Annotated in this window: 24 protein-coding genes; 9 read left to right on the top strand and 15 right to left on the bottom strand. The window is 66.6% G+C overall.

Translation table 11 applies throughout. The features are described 5' to 3' along the window. Positions 1 to 11 precede the first annotated feature (11 nt). The 4 genes from AC1MFL_RS11500 to AC1MFL_RS11485 all read right to left on the bottom strand — a co-directional run bounded on the left by AC1MFL_RS11500 (position 12) and on the right by AC1MFL_RS11485 (position 4,426). On the bottom strand, positions 12 to 1,235 hold the full coding sequence (locus AC1MFL_RS11500) for a Gfo/Idh/MocA family protein (protein ID WP_479809852.1): 1,224 nt from the start codon (positions 1,233 to 1,235) through the stop codon (positions 12 to 14). A gap of 62 nt (positions 1,236 to 1,297) precedes the next feature. Beyond that, complete coding sequence (locus AC1MFL_RS11495) at positions 1,298 to 2,200, bottom strand: carbohydrate ABC transporter permease (protein WP_479809850.1); 903 nt, start codon at positions 2,198 to 2,200, stop codon at positions 1,298 to 1,300. Next, a complete protein-coding gene (locus tag AC1MFL_RS11490; protein WP_479809848.1) occupies positions 2,200 to 3,102 on the bottom strand; it encodes a carbohydrate ABC transporter permease in 903 nt (300 codons plus the stop codon). Before AC1MFL_RS11490 ends, AC1MFL_RS11495 begins: the two co-directional genes overlap by 1 nt. Before the next feature lie 4 nt (positions 3,103 to 3,106). Continuing rightward, positions 3,107 to 4,426 carry an extracellular solute-binding protein gene (locus tag AC1MFL_RS11485; RefSeq protein WP_479809846.1) on the bottom strand — a complete coding sequence of 440 codons (1,320 nt, stop codon included), beginning with the start codon at positions 4,424 to 4,426 and terminating at the stop codon, positions 3,107 to 3,109. Between the two features lie 282 nt (positions 4,427 to 4,708). Here AC1MFL_RS11485 and AC1MFL_RS11480 point away from each other — a divergent pair, with 282 nt between their 5' ends. Further along, complete coding sequence (locus tag AC1MFL_RS11480; RefSeq protein WP_479815434.1) at positions 4,709 to 5,779, top strand: LacI family DNA-binding transcriptional regulator; 1,071 nt, start codon at positions 4,709 to 4,711, stop codon at positions 5,777 to 5,779. On the opposite strand, the gene AC1MFL_RS11475 is transcribed toward AC1MFL_RS11480, so the two are convergent. Genes AC1MFL_RS11475 through xylA form a run of 3 tightly spaced genes read right to left on the bottom strand, consistent with a single transcriptional unit; the run spans position 5,776 to position 9,659 of the window. Beyond that, on the bottom strand, positions 5,776 to 6,909 hold the full coding sequence (locus AC1MFL_RS11475) for a Gfo/Idh/MocA family protein (RefSeq protein ID WP_479809844.1): 1,134 nt from the start codon (positions 6,907 to 6,909) through the stop codon (positions 5,776 to 5,778). The genes AC1MFL_RS11480 and AC1MFL_RS11475 overlap by 4 nt on opposite strands. Beyond that, positions 6,893 to 8,449, bottom strand: a complete 1,557-nt coding sequence (locus AC1MFL_RS11470; protein WP_479809842.1) for a xylulokinase — start codon at positions 8,447 to 8,449, stop codon at positions 6,893 to 6,895. The genes AC1MFL_RS11475 and AC1MFL_RS11470 overlap by 17 nt, the downstream gene beginning before the upstream one ends. A 19-nt stretch (positions 8,450 to 8,468) precedes the next feature. Beyond that, positions 8,469 to 9,659 (bottom strand): xylose isomerase, encoded by a 1,191-nt coding sequence (gene xylA, locus AC1MFL_RS11465; RefSeq protein WP_479809840.1) that lies wholly within the window; start codon positions 9,657 to 9,659, stop codon positions 8,469 to 8,471. 262 nt (positions 9,660 to 9,921) lie between these two features. Here xylA and AC1MFL_RS11460 point away from each other — a divergent pair, with 262 nt between their 5' ends. The 4 genes from AC1MFL_RS11460 (at position 9,922) to AC1MFL_RS11445 (ending at position 13,844) form a co-directional block, all read left to right on the top strand. After that, on the top strand, positions 9,922 to 11,181 hold the full coding sequence (locus tag AC1MFL_RS11460) for an FAD-binding protein (protein WP_479815432.1): 1,260 nt from the start codon (positions 9,922 to 9,924) through the stop codon (positions 11,179 to 11,181). Positions 11,182 to 11,194: 13 nt separating this feature from the next. Then, positions 11,195 to 12,424 carry an ROK family protein gene (locus AC1MFL_RS11455; RefSeq protein WP_479809838.1) on the top strand — a complete coding sequence of 410 codons (1,230 nt, stop codon included), beginning with the start codon at positions 11,195 to 11,197 and terminating at the stop codon, positions 12,422 to 12,424. A gap of 2 nt (positions 12,425 to 12,426) precedes the next feature. Then, positions 12,427 to 13,386 carry an aldose 1-epimerase family protein gene (locus tag AC1MFL_RS11450; RefSeq protein ID WP_479809837.1) on the top strand — a complete coding sequence of 320 codons (960 nt, stop codon included), beginning with the start codon at positions 12,427 to 12,429 and terminating at the stop codon, positions 13,384 to 13,386. Between the two features lie 236 nt (positions 13,387 to 13,622). Continuing rightward, positions 13,623 to 13,844 carry a hypothetical protein gene (locus AC1MFL_RS11445; protein WP_479809835.1) on the top strand — a complete coding sequence of 74 codons (222 nt, stop codon included), beginning with the start codon at positions 13,623 to 13,625 and terminating at the stop codon, positions 13,842 to 13,844. A 184-nt stretch (positions 13,845 to 14,028) separates the two neighbouring features. Here AC1MFL_RS11445 and AC1MFL_RS11440 read toward each other — a convergent pair whose 3' ends face one another. Genes AC1MFL_RS11440 through AC1MFL_RS11425 form a run of 4 tightly spaced genes read right to left on the bottom strand, consistent with a single transcriptional unit; the run spans position 14,029 to position 17,236 of the window. Next, a complete protein-coding gene (locus tag AC1MFL_RS11440) occupies positions 14,029 to 15,030 on the bottom strand; it encodes a sensor histidine kinase (RefSeq protein ID WP_479809833.1) in 1,002 nt (333 codons plus the stop codon). A 14-nt stretch (positions 15,031 to 15,044) separates the two neighbouring features. Continuing rightward, positions 15,045 to 15,719, bottom strand: coding sequence for a response regulator transcription factor (locus AC1MFL_RS11435; protein ID WP_479809831.1), 675 nt, complete (start codon positions 15,717 to 15,719; stop codon positions 15,045 to 15,047). A gap of 1 nt (position 15,720) precedes the next feature. Next, positions 15,721 to 16,461 (bottom strand): DedA family protein, encoded by a 741-nt coding sequence (locus AC1MFL_RS11430; RefSeq protein WP_479809830.1) that lies wholly within the window; start codon positions 16,459 to 16,461, stop codon positions 15,721 to 15,723. Positions 16,462 to 16,471: 10 nt separating this feature from the next. Then, positions 16,472 to 17,236, bottom strand: coding sequence for a phosphatase PAP2 family protein (locus AC1MFL_RS11425; protein WP_479809829.1), 765 nt, complete (start codon positions 17,234 to 17,236; stop codon positions 16,472 to 16,474). A 135-nt stretch (positions 17,237 to 17,371) separates the two neighbouring features. Between AC1MFL_RS11425 and AC1MFL_RS11420 the strand changes: the two genes are divergently transcribed. Further along, positions 17,372 to 17,773: a VOC family protein gene (locus AC1MFL_RS11420; RefSeq protein WP_479809828.1), complete on the top strand. Its 402-nt coding sequence runs from the start codon at positions 17,372 to 17,374 to the stop codon at positions 17,771 to 17,773. Between the two features lie 59 nt (positions 17,774 to 17,832). On the opposite strand, the gene AC1MFL_RS11415 is transcribed toward AC1MFL_RS11420, so the two are convergent. From AC1MFL_RS11415 to AC1MFL_RS11400, 4 genes are all read right to left on the bottom strand, one after another. Continuing rightward, positions 17,833 to 18,612 (bottom strand): alkaline phosphatase family protein, encoded by a 780-nt coding sequence (locus tag AC1MFL_RS11415; RefSeq protein ID WP_479809827.1) that lies wholly within the window; start codon positions 18,610 to 18,612, stop codon positions 17,833 to 17,835. A gap of 91 nt (positions 18,613 to 18,703) precedes the next feature. Then, complete coding sequence (locus AC1MFL_RS11410) at positions 18,704 to 19,501, bottom strand: alkaline phosphatase family protein (protein WP_479809826.1); 798 nt, start codon at positions 19,499 to 19,501, stop codon at positions 18,704 to 18,706. An 18-nt stretch (positions 19,502 to 19,519) separates the two neighbouring features. Then, positions 19,520 to 20,467 carry an alkaline phosphatase family protein gene (locus AC1MFL_RS11405; RefSeq protein WP_479809824.1) on the bottom strand — a complete coding sequence of 316 codons (948 nt, stop codon included), beginning with the start codon at positions 20,465 to 20,467 and terminating at the stop codon, positions 19,520 to 19,522. Positions 20,468 to 20,688: 221 nt separating this feature from the next. Next, the gene (locus AC1MFL_RS11400) at positions 20,689 to 21,594 is read right to left on the bottom strand and encodes a C2 family cysteine protease (RefSeq protein WP_479809822.1); all 906 of its coding nucleotides are present in this window, start codon (positions 21,592 to 21,594) and stop codon (positions 20,689 to 20,691) included. Between the two features lie 305 nt (positions 21,595 to 21,899). On the opposite strand from AC1MFL_RS11400, the gene AC1MFL_RS11395 reads away from it, so the two are divergent. From AC1MFL_RS11395 to AC1MFL_RS11385, 3 genes are all read left to right on the top strand, one after another. Beyond that, on the top strand, positions 21,900 to 23,132 hold the full coding sequence (locus tag AC1MFL_RS11395) for an NYN domain-containing protein (protein ID WP_479809820.1): 1,233 nt from the start codon (positions 21,900 to 21,902) through the stop codon (positions 23,130 to 23,132). Between the two features lie 57 nt (positions 23,133 to 23,189). Next, positions 23,190 to 23,915, top strand: coding sequence for a TetR/AcrR family transcriptional regulator (locus AC1MFL_RS11390; RefSeq protein WP_479809818.1), 726 nt, complete (start codon positions 23,190 to 23,192; stop codon positions 23,913 to 23,915). 123 nt (positions 23,916 to 24,038) lie between these two features. After that, the gene (locus AC1MFL_RS11385) at positions 24,039 to 25,292 is read left to right on the top strand and encodes an acyl-CoA dehydrogenase family protein (protein ID WP_479809817.1); all 1,254 of its coding nucleotides are present in this window, start codon (positions 24,039 to 24,041) and stop codon (positions 25,290 to 25,292) included. The last annotated feature ends 31 nt before the right edge of the window (positions 25,293 to 25,323 follow it).

Genomic DNA, 25,323 nt, shown 5'->3' with positions numbered 1-25,323 from the left:
GGTGTTTCCTCTCAGACGGTGTGCCAGCGGCTGTCGGCGTGGGCGCTGGCTTCGACGGCGGCGAGGACTTTTTGGACCTGGAGTGCGTCGGCGAAGGATGGTGCCGGGGGCTGGCTGCCGGCGATGGCGTGGATGAGGTCGACCACCTGGTGGGTGAAGAGGTGTTCGTAGCCCAGTCCGTGGCCGGTGGGCCACCAGTTCCCGGCGTAGGGGTGTTGGGGTTCGGTGACGAGTATCTTGCGGAAGCCGGCGTCGGAGCCGTCGGCGGCGTCGTAGACGGAAAGTGCGTTCATGTCCTCGAAGTCGAAGGCCAGCGAGCCGGCAGTTCCGTTAATTTCCAGGCGCATGGCGTTCTTCCGGCCGAGGGCGAAGCGGGTGGCCTCGAACACTCCGATCGGCCCTGCGGCGGACCCCTTGCCGGATCCGGGGGCGGTGCCGTTGCCGTTGCCGGCGAAGCGTGCGCTGAAGATGGCGGCGTCGTCCACGCTTACAGGACCCCGCACGGTGTCGGCGCCGGTGGCGCCGTGCCCGCCGAGGCCCACAAGGTCTCCGGCAATGGGGCGTTCGGCGACGAAGGTCTCCAGCAGGGCCGAAACACCGGTGATGTTGAGCCCGGTGATCCACTGGGCGGCGTCGATGCTGTGGGCGCCGATGTCCCCGAGCGCGCCGGAGCCGGACTTGGACTTGTCCAGCCGCCAGGTCAGCGGCGCGTCGGCATCGCTGAGCCAGTCCTGCAGGTACTGGGCCCGGACATGCCGGATCTGCCCGAGCCGGCCCTCGCCGACCATCCGCCGGGCCAGGGCCAGCGCCGGGGTGCGGCGGTAGCTGAAGCCGCACATCGAGTACACTCCCCGGGCCGCCGCAGCGTCCGCGGCCGCCGCCATCCGCTCGGCCTCGGCCACCGAGTTGGCCAGCGGCTTCTCGCACAGGACATGCTTGCCGGCCCCTAGCGCGGCGATGGCGATCTCGGCATGCGTGTTGCCCGGGGTGCAGATGTCGATCAGGTCGATGTCGTCCCGCTCGATCAAGCGCCGCCAGTCCGTCTCGGCGGACTCCCACCCCATCTTCTGCGCGGCAGCCCGCACGCCCTCCTCGTTCCGGCCCGCGATCGCAGTCAGTTCAGGCCGCAGCGGCAGGTCAAAGAACCGCGGCGCGGTCCGCCACGCGTGGGAATGGGCGGCCCCCATAAACGCATAGCCCACCATCCCCACACGCAGGGTCGTCGGGTCAGTCATCGGTAATCCTTTCCAAATGGATTGAGATCGGTTGCGCGGCCCAAGGCACGCGGCTCGATACGCTACTTGCTGAAGCCGGCGGTGAGGCCGCTGAGCAGCTGGCGCCGGGCGACCACATAGACCAGCAGCAGCGGCAGCGTCGCGAGCACGACGGCGGCCAGCACGGCCGGGATGTTGACACTGAACTCGCCCTGGAACGTCCACAGCGACAGCGGCAGCACCCGGGTCTCCGGGCTCTGCGTCAGGATCAGCGGGAACAGGAAACCGTTCCATACTCCGAGGGCGTTGTAGATGCCGACGGTCACCACGGCGGGTTTGGTCATGGGCAGCGCGAGGTGCCACATCATGGACCAGTCGGAGCAGCCATCCAGCCGCATTGATTCGAAGAGCTCGTTAGGGACGTCCCGCATGAAGTTGGACAGGATCAGCACGGAGATCGGGATGGCGAAAGCGATGGAGGGCAGGATCAGCGCAAGCAGGGTGTCATACAGGTGGGCACGGGTGATCATCCAGTAGATGGGGATGATTGTGGCGTGCAGCGGGATCGCGAGGCCCAGCAGGAACAGGTTGTTTGTCCAGTTGAGGAACTTGCTCTTACCGCGGACGATCGCGTAGGCGGCCATGAAGGACACCAGGAGCGCCGGTATGACGCTGCCCACCGTGACGATGAGGCTGTTGGCAAAGTACTTGGCGAAGTCGTTCTCCAGGACCAGCTTGAAGTTGTCCAGGGTGGGTTCTGTGGGCGGCAACATCGGGTTGGAAGTGAAGAAGCCAGCCTGGTTCTTCAGGCTCGTCACCACCACGTAGTAAACCGGGACGATGATGATGGCCAGCCAAAGCCAGCCGCCGAGGCCGGCGAGGAAATTGGGCCGGGTCCGTCCTGGCCCCCTGGTCCGCGAACGGGGGCCGACGGCAGGTCGGACGGGTGCCGAGGGCGGGACGGGGAGCTGGGTAAGGGAAGCCATCAGGCACCTTCCATTTGGCTTGCGTTGCGGTTTTTTCCGCCCAGTCTCTGTAGCAGAAGGGCGAGCGCCAGACCGATCACGACGAGCATGACGCCGAGGGCACTCGCGGCACCCATGTCGTTGGCTTTGAACCCGGTGAGGTACATGTGCAGCGGGAGCAGCCGGGTGGCGTAGCCGGGACCGCCGCCGGTGAGGACAAAGACGAGGTCAAAGTACGCCAGCGAGCCGACCACCATGAGCGTGGAGGAAGTGATGATGGTGTATTTCATCTGGGGCAGCGTGATGTTGAAGAACTGCTGGACCCGCCCGGCACCGTCGATCTGCGCGGCCTCGTAGAGCGCCGCGGGGATCTGGCGCACACCGCCTTGATAGATGAGCGTGTGGAACGGGACAAACTGCCAGGCGATCACGAAGACCACGACGAACAGCACGAGGTCCGAATCGCCCAGCCAGTCCTGGGCCAGGAACGGCAGTCCAAGCCCGGCGCCCAGGCCGAAGTTCGGGTCCAGCAGTGCTTTGAACGCGATGGCGACGGCGGCCGAGGACAGCAGCAGCGGCACGAAATAGAGGACAGCCAATGCGGCACGGTATTTCTGGCCCGCCGCGGTGAAGACACCCAGCAGAAGACTGATCGGGGCCTGGACGATGAACGAGAAGAACATGATCTTCGCCGTGACCAGCAGTGCGTTCCCTGTGACAGGGTCCGTCAGGACTGTTGTCCAGCTGGACAAACCGTCCAGCTTGATCTCGCCGAGGCCGTCCCAGGAGGTGAAGCTCAGGAACAAGACGCCGAAAAGCGGAATGATGGCGAACAGCACGAAGAACGCAAGGGCTGGCGCGGCCAGCCACCCCGACGGGCCCGTTTGGAGGGCCCGCCGGGAGGAACCGGATGTGGTGGACACTGGATTACTTTCCGATCGTCGCGTTCATCGTGTCGACGAACTGCGCCGGGGTGATCTTCTTCAGGAAGATCTGGTCGAGGTTTGCCAGCATGGCATCACCCTGCGCCGGGCTGAGGGCCTGGTCCCAGGAAAGCGTGAAGCTCGGTGCGTTCTTTGCCATGCCGTACACATAGGACAGGAAGTCCTTGTCCGGGGACGCGGCGAGCTTGCTCTCGATGCCCTTGACCACCGGCACGGCTCCCGAGTCGATCAGGCCCTGGATGTTGCTGTCCGAAAACATGCCGCTCTTCACATACTCGAGGGCGGCTTTCTTCTGTCCCTCAGTGGCCTTCGCGGAGACGGACCAGAAGTTGGAGGGGTTGCCCACCACGTTGGCCGGGTCTCCCTTGCCGCCGGAAACCGTGGGGAAGGTGGTGAAGCCGAGCTTGCCGCTCTTGACGAAGTCTGCTGCGTCCTTCTTCATGCTCTGGTAGATCCAGCCGCCCTGCAGGATCATGGCGGCCTTGCCGGTGTACATCAGCGCCTGGTCGGCGTTGCTGTCCGCCGCGATGGACGAGAAGCCGTTGGCGAAGCCGCCGGCATCCACGAGCTGCTGGATCTTGGTTAGCGACTCGGTGACAGCGGGGTCGGACCACGCGTTTGGCTTGTTGGCTGCAATATTGGCGAAGACCTCTGGGCCGCCGATGCGTTCCACGAGGTACTCCAGCCACATCAGGTCCGGCCACCTGGACTGGCCGCCGAGCGAGAACGGAGCGATGCCGGCTTCCTTGAACTTCGGAACCAGGGCCATCAGCTCGTCCCAAGTCTTGGGGGCCTCGGCGCCCACCTTGGCGAACACATCCTTGTTGAAGTACAGCACTACAGGCTGCACGTTGTTGTTGGGCAAGGCGTAGGTCTTGCCGTCGATGACGCCGTTCTTGAGTACTGCCGGAAGGTAGCGGTCCTTGACATCGGGGTTGTCCTTGAGGTACCCGGAGAGATCATCCACCTGTCCGGCGTCGACGTAGGACTTCAGAACGCCGCCGCCCCAGCCGTAGATGAAGGTCGGGCCCTGGCCGGCGCCGACGGCGGTACGTACCTTGGTCTTGTATGCGTCGTTCGCAAAGAAATCCAGCTTGATGGTCGAATCCGGGTGCGCGGAGTTCCAGTCAGTAACGGACTTCTGCAGCACGGGCTGGTTGCCGCCGGTCAGCCCCCACATGGAGGCCGAGTCTGCGCTTGCGGCAGCGCCTGCCGGGCCGCTGGAGCCGCATGCGGCCAGGCTGATCGATACTGCGGCGGCGGAGAAGGCAATTGCGGCACTGCGAAACGTACGATTTTTCATCTGGGGTTCCATTCGTCCTCCGGGTTCTGCGCTGAGGCCCGGTTGTGAGAGCCGGCAGCCTGACCCTCACGAGGAAGGCTGCGCTGCCGATGCTGATGGGGTGAAGCAAAATTCCGAAAAGTTTCGTAAAAGTCTGGGACTTGTAAACTCAAAGTAGTGGTGACTTCGGTCACAGTCAAGGGGTAAAGCCGAAAACCTGTTTCAAAATATCCAAGGAACTTGACGCATCAGGGAAACGGGGTCAAACTTTTCTTATCGAAACATTTCGAAAGTACAGGAGTCATCGTGTCACTAGTCCAGGGTGTCGGCCGGCCAACGCTGGCCGCCGTCGCGAGGGAAGCGGGCGTTTCCTCACCCACTGTCTCAAAGGTCATCAACGGGCGGGCGGACGTAGCGGAGAGCACGCGCACCAAGGTCCTGGCGGCGCTCGAGCAGCTGGGCTACCAGTCACCGCAACAGCGCAAGCAGTCCGAGGGCCGGACTGCCATCGTGGAGGTGGTGTTCGATTCGCTGTATTCGGCCTACGCCGTCGAGGTCCTGAACGGAGTGCTGGAGCAGGCCGCCTCGGTTGACGTCGAGGTCCTGGTCGACGTGACCGGGCACGCTCCCGCCACGACGCTCAGCCCCGAGCGGCGCGCCCAGCGGATTTTGGATGAAGGCCGGCTCGGATTGATTGTGGTGACTTCCGGCTTCAGCACGGCGCAGTTGAGTGCCTTCCGCCGGCGGCACATCCCGGTCGTGGTGATCGATCCACTCAACCCGCCGCCGTCGGAGGTTGTTAGCGTCGGTGCCACCAACTGGGCCGGGGGCAAGGAAGCCACGGAGCATCTGCTCGGCCTCGGCCACCGGCGGATCGCGTACATCGGCGGACCCGAATCGGCGGAATGCAATCAGGCGCGGCTCCATGGCTACATGGCGGCACTCATGGCCGACGGGGTCCAGGTGCGGCCCGACTACGTCCTGCTGGACAAGTTCCGCCCGGAACACGGAATTCGCGGCCTCCAGACCCTTATGGCCCTGCACGAGCCCCCGACAGCCATCTTCGCGGGAAGTGACAGCATCGGCCTCGGCGTCCTGGCCGAAGCCCGGAGGCACGGACTGCGGATCCCCGAGGACCTGAGCCTGGTGGGCTTCGACGGCACGTACCAGGCGGAGCAGTCCATCCCCGCCTTGACCACCGTGACGCAGCCGCTGCAGGAGATGGGCCGTGCCGCCCTGCGCGCCGTCCTCCGTCAGGCCAACGGCGAAGAACTCGACTCGCGTCGGGTCGAACTCGCCACCCATCTTGTCGTCCGGGAATCGACGGCCCCTCCTGCGGCCGGGAAACCGGAACCGGACAGGCCGCTGCACTAGTCGTTGCACTGGCTGCCGCCCGTGTGTGCCGGGCGCCGGTCCGTTCTCTGTACCGGGTCGGAGGGGTAGGTGATTCCAGCCTGCCGCCGGGCTTCATCGAGCAGCGACATGACCAGCAGTGTGTCGGCCAGCGGCATGGTGGGACTCTCGGTCAGACCGAGTTGAAGGCAACGGAGCACCTCGCGCAGCTGATAGGTGTACCCACGCCCCGCCGGCAGGAACGTCTCCAGCCGGGTTTCTCCCGAGCCAAACGTAAGGGTCAGCTCCGTCGGGTTGAACAGCGGTGCGTTGCACCGCAGCATCCCCTTCGTCCCGGACACCGTGGCAGCCTGCGTCGACACGGTGGTTAGCGACACCATGAACTGGGCGCGGGCCCCCGAGGCATAGGAAAGGGTCACAGCGGTTTCGGCATCCACGCCGTCACCGTTAATGTGGGCCGCCGCGGTCAGGGACTCGGGCGCCCCCAACGCAATGAGCGCCCAGGTCAGCGGATACACTCCGACGTCCAGGAGTGCGCCGCCGCCTGCCGCCCGCTGCCACAGCCGGGCTCCCGGATGGCGGGGTGCAGGAAAGCCGAGGTCCGCCTGGATCCACCGGACCTCGCCGAGTTCACCCGAAGCGATGATCTCCGCCGCACGTTGCACACTGGGAAGAAACCGGGACCACACGGCCTCCATCAGGAACAGCCCGTTGCGCCGCGCCAGCCTGGCCAGGACGGCCGTGTCTCGTGCGTTGAGCGTCATCGGCTTCTCGCACAGCACGTGTTTGCCGGCCTCGAGCGCCGCGTGTGCCACGGTGAAGTGGCTGGCGTGCGGAGTGGCGACGTACACGATGTCGACGTCGGGGTCCTGGATCAGCCGCATGTACCCCGGAAGGCTGTCGTCGTCGCCGTAGGCGCGGCGAAAGCCGTGCCTGGCCGCGAATTCCTCCGCGCCGGCGCGGGACCTGGAACTGACGGACTGCAGGATCGCGTCCGGCAGCAGGGCCAGATCGCCTGCGACTATGGACGCGATCCTGCCGGTGGAGACCACGCCCCAGCGGACAGGATTGCCGGAGGCCCGGAGCGGATCCTGTGGGTCGTCCGCAAGCAGCGGGGTTCGGGCAAGCAGCGGCTCAGTTGCCGGGATCAATGTGGCTGCTCGCCCTCAGGTAGTTCTGCCGGATGATCGGGTGGAAATCCGGGGCCGGTGCGGCGTCCACCGCGACGGGCCATGCCGGCCGGTTGCCGCTATATGCCCAGGCCGCCTGGACAGCCGCTCCCCTGGCGACGTACTCCCCGGGGCTGGGGATCACGACCGGCAGATCGAAGACCTGGGCCGCGATGGCCTGCACCGCGGGGTTCTGCACGGCGCCGCCGATCAACAGGAGGCGAGTTGCCGGGCTGCCCTGCGTGCGGAGCGCGTCCAGCCCGCCGGACAGTGCGCACAGCATGCCCTCGATGGCGGCCCGGGCCAGGTTGCTCCGGGTGCTGGAGGCAATGCTGAGCCCGTGGAAGCTGGCTTTGGCGTGGGGCAGGTTGGGCGTGCGCTCACCTTCGAAGTACGGCACCAGCACCACGCCCCCGGCGCCGGGTTCGGCTTCCAGGGCAAGGCGCGACAGTTCGTCGAAGTCCACGCCCAGGAGGCCGGCCACGGAGCTCAGCACCCTCGCGGCATTGAGTGTGACGGCGATGGGCAGGTATTCGCCGCTGGCGTCCGCGAACCCTGCCACCGTCCCGCTGGGATCGGCAACGGCCCGCGATGCCACGGAAAATACGGTGCCGCTGGTGCCCGCGGAGACCACCACATCGCCGGGCTCCGCCCCCAATCCAAGCGCGGCGGCCGCGTTGTCCCCGGCACCGGCGCCGAGCAGGATCCGGGGTCCGGATTCCGCCACACCGGTTCCAGCAGAGCCGGCTCCTGCTGAACCGGTTCCAGCAGAGCCGGGCAGTCCGGCCGGGGAACCGAAGCAGCCGGGGTGGATTTCCCCGGCAGCGTCGCCGGGGCCGAGCACCCGTGGCAGCACCACGGTTCCGGCGTCCCCCGGCCCGGCGTTCCCGGTGGACTCCCTGGCGTCCCGGCCGAAGGCGGTCTTGAACAGCTCGAGATCGTACCCACCGGCCGAGGGGCTCCAATAGCCCGTTCCGCTGGCATCCGAGCGGTCCGTGGTGAGCTGTTCCAGGTCCGGGCCCAGGGGGCTGGAGGTTGCCGGGCCGTAGCCTCGGAGCCGCCAGGTCAGCCAGTCATGGGGCAGGGCGACGGCTGCCACCCGGTCCACCAGTTCCGGTTCGTGCTCCCGGACCCAGCGGACTTTCGTGATGGTGAAGGAGGCCACCGGGACCAGCCCGGTCCTGCGTGCGAAGTCGTCCGCCCCCACTTCGTCCGTGAGTGCGGCCGCGGCCGCCGCCGAGCGGGTGTCGTTCCACAGCAGCGCCGGCCGCACCACGTCACCGGCGTGATCCAGCAGCACCATGCCGTGCTGCTGGCCCCCCACCGACAGCGCGCTGACGTCCGCCAGCCCGCCGGCGTCCTCGATTGCCTCGGACAACGCCCGCCACCAGTGGTCCGGGTGGACCTCCGTTCCGTCCGGGTGCCCGGCCCGGCCCTCGCGGACCAGGGTGCCGCTGCCGGCGTCCAGGACCACCACCTTGCAGCTTTGGGTGGAGGAGTCGACGCCGGCAACAAGGGTCATGGGAGCAGCCGCCACGGGATCAGCGGGCGCCGAGCAGGTGCTCGATGAAGAGCTGCTGCAGCTTCACGAAACCGAAGCCCTTGCCGCCGAAGTAGGCGTCGGCGTCGAAGTCCTCGTAGGAGGCGGGGTCGGCGCGGAGCTGTTCGTAGCCTTCGCCCGGGTTGAGTGTGGGTTCGTTGATTTCTGCCACGCGCGAGGCCTGCAGCGCGGCCTGGACCTCGGGATCGGCACGGAAAGCCTTGGCACGCTCCTTGAGCAGCAGGTAGGTCTGCATGTTCGCTGCCGCCGAGTCCCACACGCCGTCGATGTCCTCGGTGCGGCTGGGCTTGTAGTCGAAGTGACGCGGGCCGTGGTACGCAGGGCCGCCGTCGGGTCCGCCGTTTTCGAGGAGGTCCACCAGGGAGAACGCGTTCTGCAGATCGCCGTGGCCGAACACCAGGTCCTGATCGAATTTGATGCTGCGCTGGCCGTTGAGGTCAATGTGGAAGAGCTTGCCCTGGTAAAGCGCCTGGGCGATGCCGTGGGTGAAGTTCAGTCCGGCCATCTGCTCGTGGCCGGTTTCGGGGTTGATGCCCACCAGTTCGGGGCGCTCCAGCGTTTCGATGAACGCCAAGGCGTGGCCGAGGGTGGGGAGCAGAATGTCGCCGCGGGGTTCGTTGGGCTTGGGCTCGATGGCGAACCGGATGTTGTAACCCTTGTCCGTGACGTAGTCGCCCAGCAGGTTCACCGCCTCACGGTAGCGTTCCAGGGCGCCGCGGATGTCCTTGGCAGCGTCGTATTCGCTGCCCTCGCGCCCGCCCCACATGACGAACGTTTCGGCACCGAGCTCGGCTGCGAGGTCGATGTTGTCCAGTACCTTCCGCAGGGCGAAGCGCCGGACGCCGCGGTCGTTGCTGGTGAAACCGCCGTCCTTGAAGACCGGGTGGCTGAACAGGTTGGTGGTGACCATCGGAACGATCATCCCGGTGGCCTTCAGCGCGCCCGTCAGCCGGTCGATTTCGCGCTGGCGGTCAGCGGCGGAGCAGCCGAAGGGAAAGAGATCGTTGTCGTGGAAGGTGATGCCGTAGGCGCCGAGGTCACTGAGGCGGTTGATGGCCTCGACAGTGTCCAGCGGCGGGCGGGTGGCCGAGCCGAACTGGTCCTGGGCCTCCCAGCCCACCGTCCAAAGGCCGAAGGAAAACTTGTCTTCACGGGTGGGCTGAATCGCCATTGAGAGCTCCAAGCGTAGGTGTGGTTGTTGAATCGGGATGGTTGTTGAGCAGGGTCCAAAATAAATTGTTCTAGACCCAAACATATTATGAATTTCCGTGATGTCAACCACATGCCCGGTGAGCGCCCGGCCTGCGTTATTAGCACCGTAGCGGTTTGCGTCGACGGCTGTTATGTTGTGAACAACAGCAAATAGCGCCGCCGATCTGCCGCCAACCCTGCAAAGAGGCCCCCACGTGAAGGATTCAACCGTGACAGATCAGATGGTGACCGAACGCAACTGGGCGGGAAACTACAGTTACCAGGCGCCGCGGATCGCCCATCCGGCGAGCATGGCGGAGCTCCAGGACCTGGTGGCGGGCGCCGGGAAAATCAGCGCGCTGGGATCCCGCCATTCCTTCAACGACATTGCTGACACCTCCGGTACCTTGGTGGTGCTGGACATGCTCGACGCCGGCATCAGCGTCGACACACAGAACATGACCGTCACCGTCAGTGGCGGCACGCGCTACGGCACGCTCGCGGCCGAGCTGCAGCGCCGGGGCTTCGCCCTCCACAACCTTGCCTCGCTGCCGCATATCTCGGTGGCCGGAGCCGTCGCCACCGCCACGCACGGCTCCGGCGACGGCAACGGCAATCTCTCCACCGCCGTGGCGGCCCTGGAGCTGGTCACCGCCGATGGCACCGTGGTCACAGCCCGGCGCGGCGACGCCGAATTCGCCGGCATGGTGGTGGGACTGGGGGCGCTGGGCATCATCAGCCGGCTGACCCTGGACATTGAGCCAAGCTTCGACGTCGCCCAGACTGTTTTTGAAGGTCTCGACTGGGAACAGATCCTGGAAAGCTTCGACGCCCTGACGTCCTCGGCCTACAGCCTGAGCCTGTTCACCGACTGGAGCGGTCCGACCGCGGGTCAGGCATGGCTCAAGAACCGCACGGACCAGGCCGTCCTGCCCGCGGGGTTACCGGAGTTCTTCTCCGGCACGCGGGCCGCCGAGGCCCGGCACCCGCTTCCCGGAGCGTCCGGGAGCAACTGCACCCAGCAGCTCGGGGTTCCCGGGCCATGGTCCGACAGGCTCGCCCATTTCCGGATGGAGTTCACCCCGAGCAAGGGCGACGAGCTGCAGAGCGAATACCTGATCCCCCGTGAGCATGCCGTGGAGGCCCTCCGCACCATGCGGAGCCTCTCCGAAATGGTCACTCCCCTGCTCCTGATCGGGGAAATCCGGACCATCGCGGCAGACCAGCTGTGGCTCAGCCCCAACTACGGCCGGGACGGGATCGGCCTGCACTTCACCTGGCGCCAGGACGAGCCGGCGGTCAGAGCTATCCTGCCGCTCCTGGAAGCGGAGCTGGCCCCGTTCAGCGCCAGGCCGCACTGGGGCAAACTGTTCCATGGCGCTGAGGCCAGCCTCGCCCCGATGTACCCCCGATTCGCCGACTTCACCGCGCTGGCCCGCCGGCTGGATCCGGCCGGAAAGTTCCGCAACGCATTCCTCGACCGCACGGTGTTCGGCCGCTGATAGTCTCACGATGATGCCTCCACGTACCCCTGCTTCCGCCGCGACGAGCGAGCCCGATCCCTCACGCCGGAACAATCTGTCGCTGCTGACCTCCCTCGTCCACCACCACCGCGTCCTCAGCCGTGCCCAACTGACCCGGCATACGGGGCTGAACCGCTCCACCGTCGGGACGCTGATCGGACAGCTCATCTCCTTGGGCGTGGTCTATGAGACGGCGCCCGCCGGCGAGGGGCAGGTGGGCAGGCCCAGCCCGGATGTCCATCCCGGTCCGTCGATTGCGGCGTTGGCTGTCAATCCGGAAATCGACGCCGTCACCATCGGCCTGGTCGGCCTTGGCGGAAAGGTTCATAAGAAGATCCGCTTTGAAACCGAACGGATTCCGGGCGCCCGGGAAGCCGTGAATATCGCAGCGGCTGTTATCGCCGGGATGCGGTCCGAGCTGGATGCCTCCTACCGGATCACCGGCATCGGCATGGCCGTGCCCGGCCTGGTTAACCGCGACGACGGCGTCGTGCGGCATGCACCACACCTGGGCTGGCGCAATGAACCGGTCGCCCGGATGCTGAGCGAGGCCACCGGCTACCCGTGCCAGGCCGCCAACGACGCCTCCCTGGGCGCCGAGGCTGAGCTGATTTTCGGCGCCGGCGCCGGGCAGAAGAACCTGATCTACCTCAACGGCGGCCCCAGCGGCATCGGCGGAGGAGTCATCGCAGACGGACAACTGCTCCGGGGGGTCTCCGGCTACGCCGGGGAACTCGGCCACACATTCGTCCGCTCCGAAGGCTCCACCTGCCACTGCGGTGCCACGGGCTGCCTGGAAACCGAGGTCTCCCAGTCCCGCCTCCTCGGCCTGGCCGGCTTGAGCAGCGGCGACACCGCCGACCTCGAACGGGCGCTGGGAAACCGCAACAGCTTCGCGGTGAACGACGAAGTAGCCCGACAGCTCACGTATCTGGGCATCACCTTGCGCAATGCCGTGAACATCTTCAACCCCGAGGCAATCGTCCTCGACGGGTTCCTGGGTACACTGCATGCGCTCGCCCCGGCATCATTGGACGGAATACTGCGCTCCCAGGCAATGGACGGCCCCGCCGGCCAGGTCAAGATCTACCGCGCGGCGCTCGGTTCCGACCTGATGATGATCGGAGCCGCGGAGCTCGCCTTCACCCCGTTCCTGGCCGATCCCGCCAGCCTTGGCACACCTGCCGGCACCGTGCCCGCCCCCACGTCACAGACAGGCTAACCATGCAGAACGGAACTGTGCAGAACCACTCCTGCTCACCGATGGGAGCGCACTACGAACTGCAGGCCATGCTGGGAGGCCGCAGCCAAAGAGCCGTCGTGACCGAGATCGCCGCCAGCCTGCGTGCCCTCGAAATCGATGGAGTCGCCCTCCTGCAGGACTACCCCGCCGAGTCCGGACCGCCGTCGTGCGCGGGCTGGGTCCTGGTCCCGTGGCCCAACCGGGTCGCCGGCGGCAAGTGGACCTACGACGGTGTCCCGCAGCAGCTGGAGATCACCGAACCCGGCAACGGCAACGCCCTGCACGGGCTGCTGTCCGGCGCCTCGTACACGGTCGCGCACAGGACGCCGGACAGCATCACGCTGGCTGCCGATGTCACAGCCGAGCCGGGCTACCCCTTTGAACTCGCGACGGCAGTCCGCTACCAACTGATGGAGGACGGGCTGTTGGTCACCCACAGCGTGACCAACACGGGCAGCCGGGACGCCCCGGTCGCGCTGGGGGCGCACCCCTTTCTCAAGTTGGATGCCGTGCCCACGGAAGACCTGACGCTCGTCATCAATGCCGGCACCCACATCGAAGTCGACGACCGGCTGAACCCGACCGGCGCCACTACGGATGTCCATGGCACCCGGCACGACTTCCGGACCGGGCAACGTGTCGGCGCCGTCGCCCTCGACGATGCGTGGAGCAACGTCGGCCGGCAACCGGACGGCAGCTCGCTGCACTATCTCGAAGCGCCGGACGGCAGCCAGGTTCAACTCTGCATGGATGCGTCCTTTGGCTATATCCAGGCCTTCACCACCTCTGTCTTCCCTAGCGACGGCGGCCCGGTCACCGCGGTGGCCGTGGAACCGATGACAGCTCCCGCCGATGCCTTAAACAGCGGCGAGGGACTGCGGTGGCTGGCCCCCGGCGAGACCTGGCACCCCAGCTGGGGTATCCGCTACCAGCTGCCCTGACGGCGGAAGCCGCAAGACCACCGGCCCGAAGCCCGCACGGCTTCGCCCGCGCGTGGCCCCTTACCCATGCCTCCCGCGGCTGGCTGGCGCATCGCTGCCGAACCGGGCACTGACCAGCAGCCACACGGACCACGCCAGGATCAGGACGATGCCCGAGAGCGTAGGAATGGTGTTGGCCGTGGAGAAGCCTTCGGCCCCGATGATCCAGCCGTCCAGGCCATCGCCCCGTCCGGCGCATGAAGGACCGCCAGCAGGACGAGCAGTCCGGAGATCAGAAGCGCCATCCCGGCGAACTGGCCCAGATGGACCGCCGTCCAGATGCCGCTGCGGGCGTACTCCGCGAACGTTGCCGGGTGGTCATTCGCGCTGGCCGAATCGTCATGGAACAACCCGGCGACCAGGGACACCGCAAAGCCGGCAAATGCCAGCCTGGCGGCGAGGCGCAACGGCGTACGTGAGGACGGCAGGCGCCCCGTCCCGGCCGGTCCGGCCGGATGCTGGGTTGGGCTGTCCTGTGCTCCGAACTTCTCCATGGCAATCGCCCGCTTGGTGCCGACGCGCAGGTGAGGAATGTGTGCGTCTAAGCGCAGGCTACGCCGGTTGTGCCCGGGAGGCCACGTGTGCCGGTTTGGCGCCCCGCCCTCAGCGCCGGGCCAGCGGAAGCGTCAGCTTCATGGTCGTACCCTCCGGCCCGGTCCGGTCCACCTCGACCGCGCCGCCGGCTGCCGTGGCGATTTCACGGACCAGCGCCAGGCCAATGCCGAAGCTTCGCTGGGCCCCGGTTCCATCCGGACTGGGGGTCCGGACGAAGCGGTCAAAGATCCGGGCCTGGTCCACGCCCGTGATTCCGGACCCCGTGTCCGCCACGCAGACCACCGCGCGGTTGCCCTCGACCCCGGTGCTGATGGTGATGCTTCCACCGGGCCGCGTGTGGGCCAGGGCATTGTCCGCCAGCGCGAGCACGGCCCGCCGCAGGGAGTTCCGGTCGATGCGCGCCAGCGGCTGGCCGCTGCCATCGCCGCCGCCGCCGCCGTCGGAAAAGGAGAGCCGGATGTCCCGCCTCGCCGCAAGTTCCTGCAGGCTCTCGGCGACGGACCCGGCGACGCCGGCCAGCTCCACCGGTTCCGCGGAGGGATCCGGGGTGGCCCCGGTTGCCGCCAGCAGGAGCTCGTTGACGATCCCGGTCAGGGTGGCCGCATCTTCCCGGATCCTGCCCAGGGCCTTGGCCGCTTTGGAGTCAGGCACGGCGTCGCGCTGGGCGAGCTGGATGCGCGCGTCCAGGATGGCCAGGGGCGTGCGCAGTTCATGGCTGGCATCCTGGACGAACCGCCGCTGCAGGGCGAGCGCTTCCCCGAGCGGCCGGATGGCGCTGCGCGCGCTGAACCACCCGACGACGCCTGCGAGCACGATTCCCGCCACCCCGGCGATAATCATCGCCTCGATCAGGTCCTTGGAATCGAGATAGGTGTAGGCCTTCCCGGCCGCCGCGGATCCGGGCAGATCAGGGTGCGCCAGCTTATTCATCAGGTAAATGGTCGCGGCGGCGAGGAGGCAGAGGACCAGCACCGCGCAGGCGGCACTGATCCGCAAAGCGACCTTGAGCGAGGCCCGCCGGAGGGTGTCCCGGTCCGGTTCGCCTGCCATGGGAGACGTCCTGTTCATGGGGCATCGCCGATCTGGTAGCCGACGCCGTGGACCGTGCGGACCACGGACTTTGATATCTTCCGTCGGAGGTGGTGGACATACGTGTCGATCACGCCGGGCTGGTCGGCGGCCTGGAAATGTTTGCTGAGCAACTCCTCCCGGGTGAAAACCCTGCCGGGTTCGGCAGCCAGGGCGCCCAGCAGCTCGGCTTCCTTGGCCGTGAGGGATACCAGCAGCCCGTAGACCGAGCGCACTGATCGCGAGGCCGGGTCGAGTTCCCAGTCGCCGATGCTCACGGGCGCGGCGGCCGGGGTGAACGTGCGGGTCAGGGCACGCAGGCGCGCGGCGAGCTCTCCGGCGTCGAACGGTTTCGTCATGTAGTCGTTGGCACCCGCGTCCAGGCCCCTGACTTTTTCGTCCGTGTCCCCGAGGGCGGTGAGGATCAGGATCGGCGTCGATACCCCCTTGGACCTCAGCGCACCGATCAAGGCGATGCCGTCCATAACGGGCAGGCCGCGGTCGATCACCATGGCGTCCCAGGTCCGGGTCAGCGCCAGGTGCAGCCCGTCCTGGCCGTTGGTGGCCAGCGTGATCCGGTAGTCCGGTTCCAGCAGTTCGGCGATGAGCGGTCCCAGGACGACGTCGTCCTCCACCAGCAGCAGGGACGGCCGGCTTTGCGCGGTTGTCATGTCAGCTATTCTCCTGCGTCACGCCTTCCGCGGGACGTTCGCTGACAGTGTCGTCACCAAAGTCAGCTGCAGGTTCGGCAGCGGAAGCGCGGTTCTGGCGGCGGCGCTTGAGGAGCTGGATACCCCAGGGCAGCACGGAGACGAGCACCATAACGACAGCGATGACGTCGATATTCTTGGCGATGATCTCATAGTGGCCTAGCCATGATCCCAGCAGCGTCACGGACGTGCCCCAGGCCAGCGCCCCCACGAAGTTCCACAGCGTGAAGGACTTGTACCCGTAGCGGGCGATGCCGGCGCTCAGCGGTGCGAAGGTCCGGACCATGGGCACGAAACGGGCCAGCACGACGGCGGCACCGCCGTGGCGGCGGAAGAAATCCTCGGTGGTGGTCAGGTGCGCCGTCTTGAGGATCCGCGCATCATCCTTGAACCACCGGCGGCCGTATTTGCGCCCGATCATGTAGCCGACCTGGTCGCCGGCCACCGCCGCGGCGGTGACGACGCCGATGAGCACCGGCAGCGTCAGCTGCAGCTGCTGGTGCAGCAGTCCTGCGGTGAAGAGCAGCGAGTCCCCGGGCAGGAAAGGGAACAGCACACCGGACTCGACGAACACCATCAGTGAGATGACGCCGAGCGCCGCCGGGCCGAGACCCCCGAGCAGGCTCGCAGGGTCAAGGAGCGGCGGGATTCCGGCCGCGGCGGACAGTGCCGGGGCAAGCCCCGACGCGTAAATGCCGTGCATGGTCACGTCCTTAGGATCGGGTTGACCGGAGCGGGACTGCGGCCGGCAGGCGCTCGAGGAGGCGCGGCGCGAAACGGTTCCACAACCCCGCAACCAGCAACACGGCCGCACTCGCCGCGAGGAAGGAGGCTGCCACATCGGTGGGGTAATGGACCCCGATATACAGCCGCGACCAGGCCACCACCAGGGCCACCAGCACGGCGGAGCCGGCGGTGAACCTGGCCCAGCGGGTTCCGCGGGCCAGGAAGTACAAAGCGAATCCCAGCGCGACCGCGAAGGAAACGTGCCCGCTTGGGAAGCTGTTGGAGCCCGTTTCGGGCGAGAGCGGATCGAACAGCAGGGCCGGGTTGGGCCGCTGGCGGGCGATGATGAGCTTAAAGAACTCACTGGCCACCCATCCGGAGCAGGCGACGAGGCCGAACGCGACGGCCTTCACCAGGGAGCGACGGACCACCCAGAGATACAGCGCGACGGCGGCAACCAGGACGACGCCGGCCGCCGGGCCGAACACCACGTTCAGGACCATCGCCACGCCGGTCAGGAGCGCGGCATGGTGCTGGCTGAGATCCTGGTCCACGCCGAGTTCGGCGGCGCTCCCACCGGGCACAAGCTGAGCCGTCAGGCCGAGCGCGAGGACTGCCACGCACAGCAGCGCGGCCCACAGCAGCCAGTGACGGGCCTGCGGGATGGCCCAGAACTGCAGCCTGGCTGCCGGGCGGGTGCCGGCAGGGTCATGGGGCGCTGTGTCGCGGTCAACAGGGGCTGGTCCAGGCATGGAGTCCTCCGGGTCGGGGCAAGGGCGCTGTCCGGCGCCTCCCTCAACTCTCCCGTGCCGCCCTTAAGAAAGGCTTAAGAAGTGCCGGGGCCGTCCCCTCGGCACGCCCGGCAGGTGGGCGGTACTGTGAGGCGCATGGAGATGCGCCTTGAAGTTGTGCAGGTACCGGTGGCGGATGTCGACCGGTCAAAGTCCTTCTATACGCAGAAGCTGGGGTTTGTCCTTGACCACGATGTTGAGCACATTCCCGGGATGAGGGTGGTGCAGCTGACACCGCCAGGTTCGGCTGCTTCGATCGTCATCGGAACCGGCATGACGGGCATGACACCCGGCAGCCTCGAGGGGCTGCAGCTCGTCGTGCCTGACATGGGCGCGGCGCGGGCCGAGCTCCTGGGCCGGGGCGCCGATATCAGTGAGGTCCAGGAGATGGGTGGCGTGCAGTTTGCCTTCTTCGCTGACCCGGATGGCAACCGCTGGGTCATCCAGGGCGCCACGCCTTCTGACGTCAGGGACGCTCATCTGGAGGGGCCCGCGTAGCGTCGCCGGCCATGCCGTGCAGTGCTGTCTGCAAACAGTGCCGTCTGCAGATGGTGGCGTCAGTAGGTGGTCGCGTTCTGCAGGATCAGGGGCGGCAGCGGTGCCTGATTGAAGTCGAAGGATTTGGAAAGGTCGCCCAGAAGCGGACTGTTTTCCCGGACGCCGGGGCGGGGGTCCGGGCGTCCGTCGGTGGCCGGGTCGATGCGCTGGCCGTGCAGGAAATCGTCCTCGATGAACTTGATGTAGGCGTCATGGCTCAGCGTCTGGTGGTCGATGAAGCCCTTTCTGGCATAGGGGCTGATGACCAGGCCCGGAACGCGGAAGCCGTAACCGTTGGCATCGGCCGCGGGCGGCGCCACATGGTCGTAGAAACCGCCCCAGTCGTCCCAGGTGAGGAAGATGGCTGTGCTCTTCCAGTCGGGGCCGTTCATGACGGCGTTGACGAGCCCGGCCACATAGGCCTGGCCGGTGCTGATTTTGGCGGGGGCATGTTCGCTGACCTTTTGGGTCGGCGCCACCCAGCTGACGGCAGGAAGGGTGCCCCGGCGGGCAGCATCGTAGAAATTCTTGTGGGACTGGATGTTGCCCAGTTCGCCGTCCTCCTTGACGGTGTCGAAGTACAGGAGGGGATTCCACAGGCCGGGGGTCTTCGCGTTCTGCTTCACGGGGGCGCAGGTGGCGGCGTCGTTGCGGCAGTCCGGTTCCGTGCCGTCGAAGACATAGTAGGCCCAGGGGACGTGCTGTTGGTGGAGCAGGTACGTCAGGTCGGTCCAGGCGTAGTCAGGCAGTTCAAGTTTCTTGGCGGCCTCGGTGAGCCTTGTCTTCAGGTCGGCCGGCACCGGGGCGGCGTCGATGGCGGCCTGGCAGGTGGGGTAGGAATCGGAGGGTTTGCAGCTGGCGCTGATGAGCTGGTCAATCTCCTTGGCGAGATCAGGGCTGATGCCTGCGGCTTGCAGGGCGTCCTGGCACGGCTGGAGGTCGAGGCCGGTCTGGCATTTGCCGATCAGGGTGTTCCGGATAACTTCGGGGTCCGGGCCGGAGGCGGGATTCTGCAGGGCGTTGACACAGGACGAGGGGTCTCCGGCTTTTTGCGCATTTGGCTGACCATTCCGAGACCAGGTACAGGTGGGCCGGCAGGCTCCAGGCAGCCGCGGCTGAGAACATGTGGTCCTGGAGTGTGAAGTTCTTCGCATAGGCCCAGTAGTTGGGCAGGTCACGCCCGTCGTGGTAGCCCATCACGTCGGTCGCATCGGAGCCGTAGTCACAGTCGTCCTCTTGCGGTCCGCAGCCCGCGAGGCCCTTCTCTGCCTGGGCCACAAAACCGTCCATGGCGCCGTTGTCGACGTCCTCGATCTGGTCAGCGTGGCTGTGTGGAGCCCCGGCATTGCTGTCTGCAGGATTGTAGAACGGCCGGGCGCAGCTGTCGTTTGCCGGATCCGGGAGGCACGCCGTGGGCGTCCCGTCCTGCATCTCGATCCCGTCAGCTCCGGGGAAGGTCCCGAAGTAGCTGTCGAAAGAGCGGTTCTCCTGCATGATGATCACGACGTGCTTGATCTTCGAGATGCCCTCGGCGGGCGCCACGGACGGCCCCTGGCCGGACGGAACCACGGCCAGCAGCAACAGGACGAGAACTGACATGGCGGCCGCCACGGTGCGACGGCGTTGTGTGGTTCCTGCCGGTGGCGGGGCACCGGGCCGGGTGCCGTCCTTGCCTTCCCCTGCGCGCATAGCCAACATGTTCGTGCCTCACCTTCCGGCCCGGTAAACGTCCGCGCCAAAGGTGTTGACTCCCGGTTCGCTGGCACCGGCGAGGCGGGCGGCGGAGAAGAAATTCTCCATGCTCGCCAGCAGGCTGTAGTGGTTGTACTGCCGGTCCGAGGTTGTTCCGGGGGCCGTGAACGGTGAGATGACCAGGGCGCCGACTTTCCCCCCGGCAGTTCCGCCCGCGACGCCGGCGGCGGGGCCCTCGGCGCCGCCGTCGGCCTCGTCAAAGGTAATCACCAGCATCCCGTCCTGGCGAAACGCCGGTGAGGCCAAAATCGCCGGAACCTGCTCGCTGAGCCATTCATCGGCGGTCCCCAGCCCGCCGGGGCTTCCGTCAACGCAAGGGCTGTCGTGCCCGTCGTGGCAAAGGTTCGGAGTGATGTAGGAAAGGTTCGGTGTGGTGTCCACTGATTTCAGGTCCTGCTGTAGTGCCGAAAAGTTGACGACGTTCTTACTGCAGTCGGGCGATGAAGTGACGGATTGGAAATAGACGAAGGGGTTATGGCGGGTGGCGTACTGGTCCCCGGGGGCAGCCTTCAGGTGCTCATCCACGGCGCCGAGGCCCGGGTGCTGGCAGGGCGATGGCATGTCTTCCATGTAGCCCCGCCACGACTTGCCCGCGGATACCAGCTGGCCGGCCAGGGTGGGAACATTCGCCGGGAAGACGCACCCGTCTCCCAGGAGCCGGCCCTGCGAGTCGGTGCCCGATGGCTGAAAGGGCGTATAGGTGTGGCAGTCCCGGCGGGTGCTGTCGTTGGGCGGTTGACCGGAGATCTGGGCCAGGTAGTTGGGCAGCGAATTATGGGAGATGCCGTAGTAGCCCGTGAGAAGTACCCCCTGTGACCGCAGCGGCCCGGTGAGATAGGGTGCGGCGGACCCGGCATCCCACACCCGGTCGTATCCCTTGTTCTCGAGGTTGATCACAAACACGTGCCCGGGGGTGCCAGACCGGGCCGGGACCTGTCCAGGCTGGCAGGCCGCGACGGTGGCCACAAGCAGTGCCAGGACGAGAAATGTCCCGGACAGGCGCCGCCTGGACCGCCGCTTTCGGGACCCAGCCGTACGCAACCGCGTTTGGAAAAACAAGGGAATGCTCCTGACTGCCGGACGGCGGCGGCACTTCATGCCAGCCGCCCGGGACCTTCCGGTTCTCAGGGATAGGTCGGTATCGCGATGTACTGGTTGATGTTGCTCGACTGGAAGGCCGCAAACGTCAGTGTGGACTGGCCGCCCTCCGGATTACCTACCACTACGGTCTTGTCGGAGGAGTTCACGCCCAGCAATGCGTAGGAATGATTGGAAACCAGCTTGCCGCGAGAGTTGGAGGTCCCAAGCGTGACGAGGCCGTTCGTGAAATCCTGCTGCACCTGCGCAAAGCTCACTCCGGTCATGGGGCCGCCGGGGTTGCGGTCCACGCCCACCTTGCCGGTGATGGCAAAGAGGGCATTGTGCACATCGTGGTCCTGGGCGTTGCTGAGGTCGGTGCCCTCGATGCCCTTGTAGCTGTTGCCGTTCGCGGCTGCCCACGCTTTCTCGATGATGGCCGCCCAGGAAACGTTCTTGCCACCGATGTTTTCGATGCCGTTTTCGAAGGTTTTGCCGCGGCGGTACGGGAGGTCACCGTTCACCGTCACCGTCACCGGATTGGGTTCCCCGTCGTACTTGCTGTGGAAGGAAACGGTATAAGTGCCGTCTGCGTTGTCGTGAACCATGTTCAAGATGGTGTCGGGTGCCCGGGCGGCTACCGTGAGCAAGGCTGCCAGAAAATAGCAATCCCCCACGTCGCCCTGCGCGATGTTCGTGAGGTTTCCGGAAATGTCCGGTTTGCCTGCGCCATCAAGGGCGAAGAGCACCTGATTCGGGATTTTCTGGAAAGTCGCGCTTTTCGCCGAGGGATTGCTCACCGGCGGCACGGCCCCTCCCGCGTTCGGGTCCGGCAGGAATGCCGCCCGGGAATTGAAGAGTGCCAAAATTCCTGTCAGGGCCAGCACGGCAACCAGCACGTAGATGCCGATGGCGCGGTAATCAGGCCGCCGAGGTTCTGCACGTTTCAACATTTGCGTTTTCCCGTTCTGCAGGCTCTTGCAGGGTATCGGCATCGCCACGGCAACCGCCGACGGCACCCTTGCCGTCCGGTGTTGATCTATTCACGACGTCACCAACAGCTTGTCGCAGGCAACCAGATTCGTGCAAGAACGGGCGGACGATTCACAGGCAAAATAGGGGGAAGTCACAGGCAGGATGCGGCTCCGCACGGCGCTGCCGGGGTCGTCCGCATACGGTCCTACAGATGCGGGTAAGCGGTGCGACGCCGTAGCGTCACATCTGGTCCCTCCCGCGCTCTTGCTGGCACACTGAGCCGATGAGTGATCCTCTCCCCCGGTCCGGGCGGCCCGGCATCCGCGCCGCGATGTTCGTTGACTTCGACAACGTCTACACCGGCCTGATGGCCCTGGACCCTGCCGCCGCCAAGCGGTTCGCTGAGGATCCCAAGCACTGGACGGAGGCGTTGGCCGACGGCGGCACCGGCGAGGAATCCCGGCGCTTCCTGATCCGCAACTGTTATCTCAACCCGGTGGTGTACTCGAAGTACCGGACCTACTGGACCCGGGCAGGGTTCCGCGTCATCGACTGCCCGTCGCTGACCCAGCGGGGAAAGAGCAGCACGGACATCAACCTGGTGCTCGATGCAATGGACGCACTCTCCGGCAGCGGTGGCATCGACGAGTTCTTCATCGCCTCCGCCGACGCAGACTTCACGTCGCTGATCCAGCGCTTCCGGGCCGCCGACCGGATGACCACAGTCATCGCAGCCGGCGCCGTGGCCTTCGCGTACCGGGAGATGGCGGACCACGTGGTGGAGTCCCACGACTTCGTGGCAATCCTCAACGGCACAACGGTGGAACCACTTCACACCCTCGCGTCCCCGAAGCCGCAGCACGTCCCGGCCGCGGCGACGTCGAAATCCAAGGCAGTCTCGCCTGCGGTCCGTGAGGTCCTGGAGTTTGTCCGCAAGGCTCCGGGACCGGTGGTCGGCGCGATGGTGGCGCACCGGGCCCTCACAGCAGACCCGTCCCTGAAGACGGACTGGGGAGGCTTCGGAAAGTTTGGGACGTGGGTGGCGCAGATCGGCCAAAGCGTCGAATATTCTCCGGCCCAAGGCGGTTGGGTCTGGGACGCCAAGCGGTTTTCGAGCGAGGATCTTCCGGCCCCGGCTGACCTGCAGCCCGGCATCGAGGAGCAGGTCACCAGGGTGACGGATGTTCCCGCACTTTCCGCTGCCCAGTTCCGGCAGGTGTTCCTGGCCATGGCCGCCAGGCTTCGTGAGCATCCGCTCAACCGCACCGAATTGTCCCGGCTTGTGCGGGATGATTGCGTCAGCGCGGGCCAGCCGGTCTCCCGCAACGCTGTGAACTTTGTCCTTCAGGGCCTCGCCTACGCCAATTTCCAGCTCAACGACGAGGCGACTGCAGCAGGCCTGGCAGCAGCCTGGACCGCGAACGTGGAAGAACTCTGCCGGGTGGCACTCCTGGAGTTCGACGCCGCCGAGAAGCTCGCGGTGCGTCGCTGGGCCAGCGGCGGGCTCCTGGAGTAGCACCCTGGGACCGCTGGGGGCCCAGGCGGCACCAGCGGTTGTGCTACATTTCGGCCCATGATCTCGCACCCGACAAGCCACGATGCCGACAGGCCTGCCGCCGCCGCCATCGGGCTGTTGGCCAGGCAGGGCTACGACGCAACGTCAGTTGACGATCTCGCGGACGCCGCGGGCATGAGCCGCAGCACCTTCTTCCGGAAGTTCGGGTCAAAGGAGGACGTGGTTTTCGCTGACCACGAGCGGATCCTGCGGCAGGTGACCGAGCGGCTGGCGGAAACGATGCAGGAACCGCTCTCGGCGATCGAGGACGCGGCGCTGCTGGTTTTCAACCACCACCTGCGCAACCCCGAAACGTCCCGCGCGCGCTATGAGCTGATGCAGGCCGTGCCGGCGCTCCGGGACCGGGAACTTGTCACCTCGCACCGGTACGAGAGGGCATTCCTGCTGCACCTGCTGGATAGACTCCCGGACGTCGAGCATCGGGAATACACGGCCGTCGCCTTCGCCGCAGCCGCGGTCGCCGTGCACAACGCCTTCCTCCGGCGCTGGCTCCGCTCCGCACCACGGGAATCCGCACCCGCACCACTGGAATCAGGGATTGCTGGCCGGGACACATCAGGCGCGCTCGCGAACGAACTTCGGGCGCTCTCGGAGATCTTCCGGCCGGCGCTGTTCGGCACCGGCACCCCCGCGCAGGCGGCCCCGGCCGTCGTCGTGACCGTTCTGGCCGCGGGCGCCGACAAAGACGCAATAGTGCAGGCCGTCCGCGACGCCCTGCCCTGACAGCGGCCTTGTGGAACTGAGTTTCTTGACGTGGAACCGCGTTCCAATGCATCCTTAGTTGGTGTGGCGTGAGCCACAGCACGCGGGCCGCCAGGTCCCCACGCCGAGACAGAGGACAAACAGATGACGACGACGTCGACCGCCGGGTTCACCGCAACCGGGGCCGGGGCTGAATTTCCAGTCGGCACCGTAGAACCCGACTATGTCCTGACCGAGGCCCTGGGCACGGATCCTGCGTCCGTGTTTGCCGGTATCAGCGACGGTGACCGCGAGTACTGGGACCGCGCCCGCCGCTTCGTCCAGGACGAGGTCCTTCCCGTCATCGACGGCTACTGGGAGCGCGCCGATTACCCCGTGCACCTGGTCGGGCGCCTGGGTGAGCTGGATCTGCTCCGGGACGGGGTCCAGGTGGACGGCTTCCCCCCGATGAGCAGGATGGCAGCCGGCCTGGTGAACATGGAAATCAGCCGCGGCGACGGCTCTGTGGCCACCATGATCGCGGTCCAGGGCGGTCTCGCCCTGCGCTCCATAGCCGAGTGCGGATCTGCCGAACAGCAGCAGCGCTGGCTCCCCGCGGTTGCCGCCGGCAAGGAATTCGCCGCCTTCGCGCTGACGGAGCCCACCCACGGCTCGGACGCGGTGGCCCTGGAATCCACGGCCACCAGCACGGCCGGCGGCTTCCTGCTCAACGGCGAGAAGAAGTGGATCGGCAACGGCTCCGTCGGCGGGGTTTGCGTGGTCTGGGCCAGGGGCGAGGACGGCCAGGTCCACGGCTATCTGGTGCCGCAGGACTCCCCCGGCTACACCGCGACGAAAATTGAAGGCAAGCTGGCCCTGCGTGCCATCTGGCAGGCCCACATCCGGCTGGAGAACGTGTTCGTCCCGCAGGAAAATGTGCTGCCCGGGGCGCGGTCCTTCAAGGACACCGCCCGGGTGCTGCTGGCCACCCGACTGGGGGTCGCCTGGTCCGCCGTCGGGCATGCCACCGCCTGCTACGAAACCGCGGTCCAGTACGCCAAGCAGCGCATGCAGTTCGGCCGGCCACTGGCCGCCTCCCAGATCGTGCAGGAACGACTCGCCCGGATGCTCAGCGAACTGGCCACCATGCAGCTGATGGTGGTTCAGATGACCCGCCTCGACGAAGAAGGGGCACTCACCCCCGAACAGGCGTCACTCGCGAAATACACCTGCACCCGCATTGCCCGCGGCATAGCCTCCAACGCCCGGGACCTCCTCGGCGGCAACGGCATCCTGCTGGCAAACCGCGTCGCCCGGCACCTCGCCGACATCGAGGCCATCCACACCTATGAAGGCACCGAGACAATGCAGGCGCTCATCATCGGCCGCGGGATCACCGGAATCTCCGCCTTCGCCTGATCCACGCTGAACCTGCCCACCCTGAAAGGAC

This window comes from Arthrobacter sp. BG3, assembly GCF_056680185.1.
Note: the sequence above shows the minus strand (reverse complement) of the source record. Positions and strands in the feature narration are given on the sequence as shown.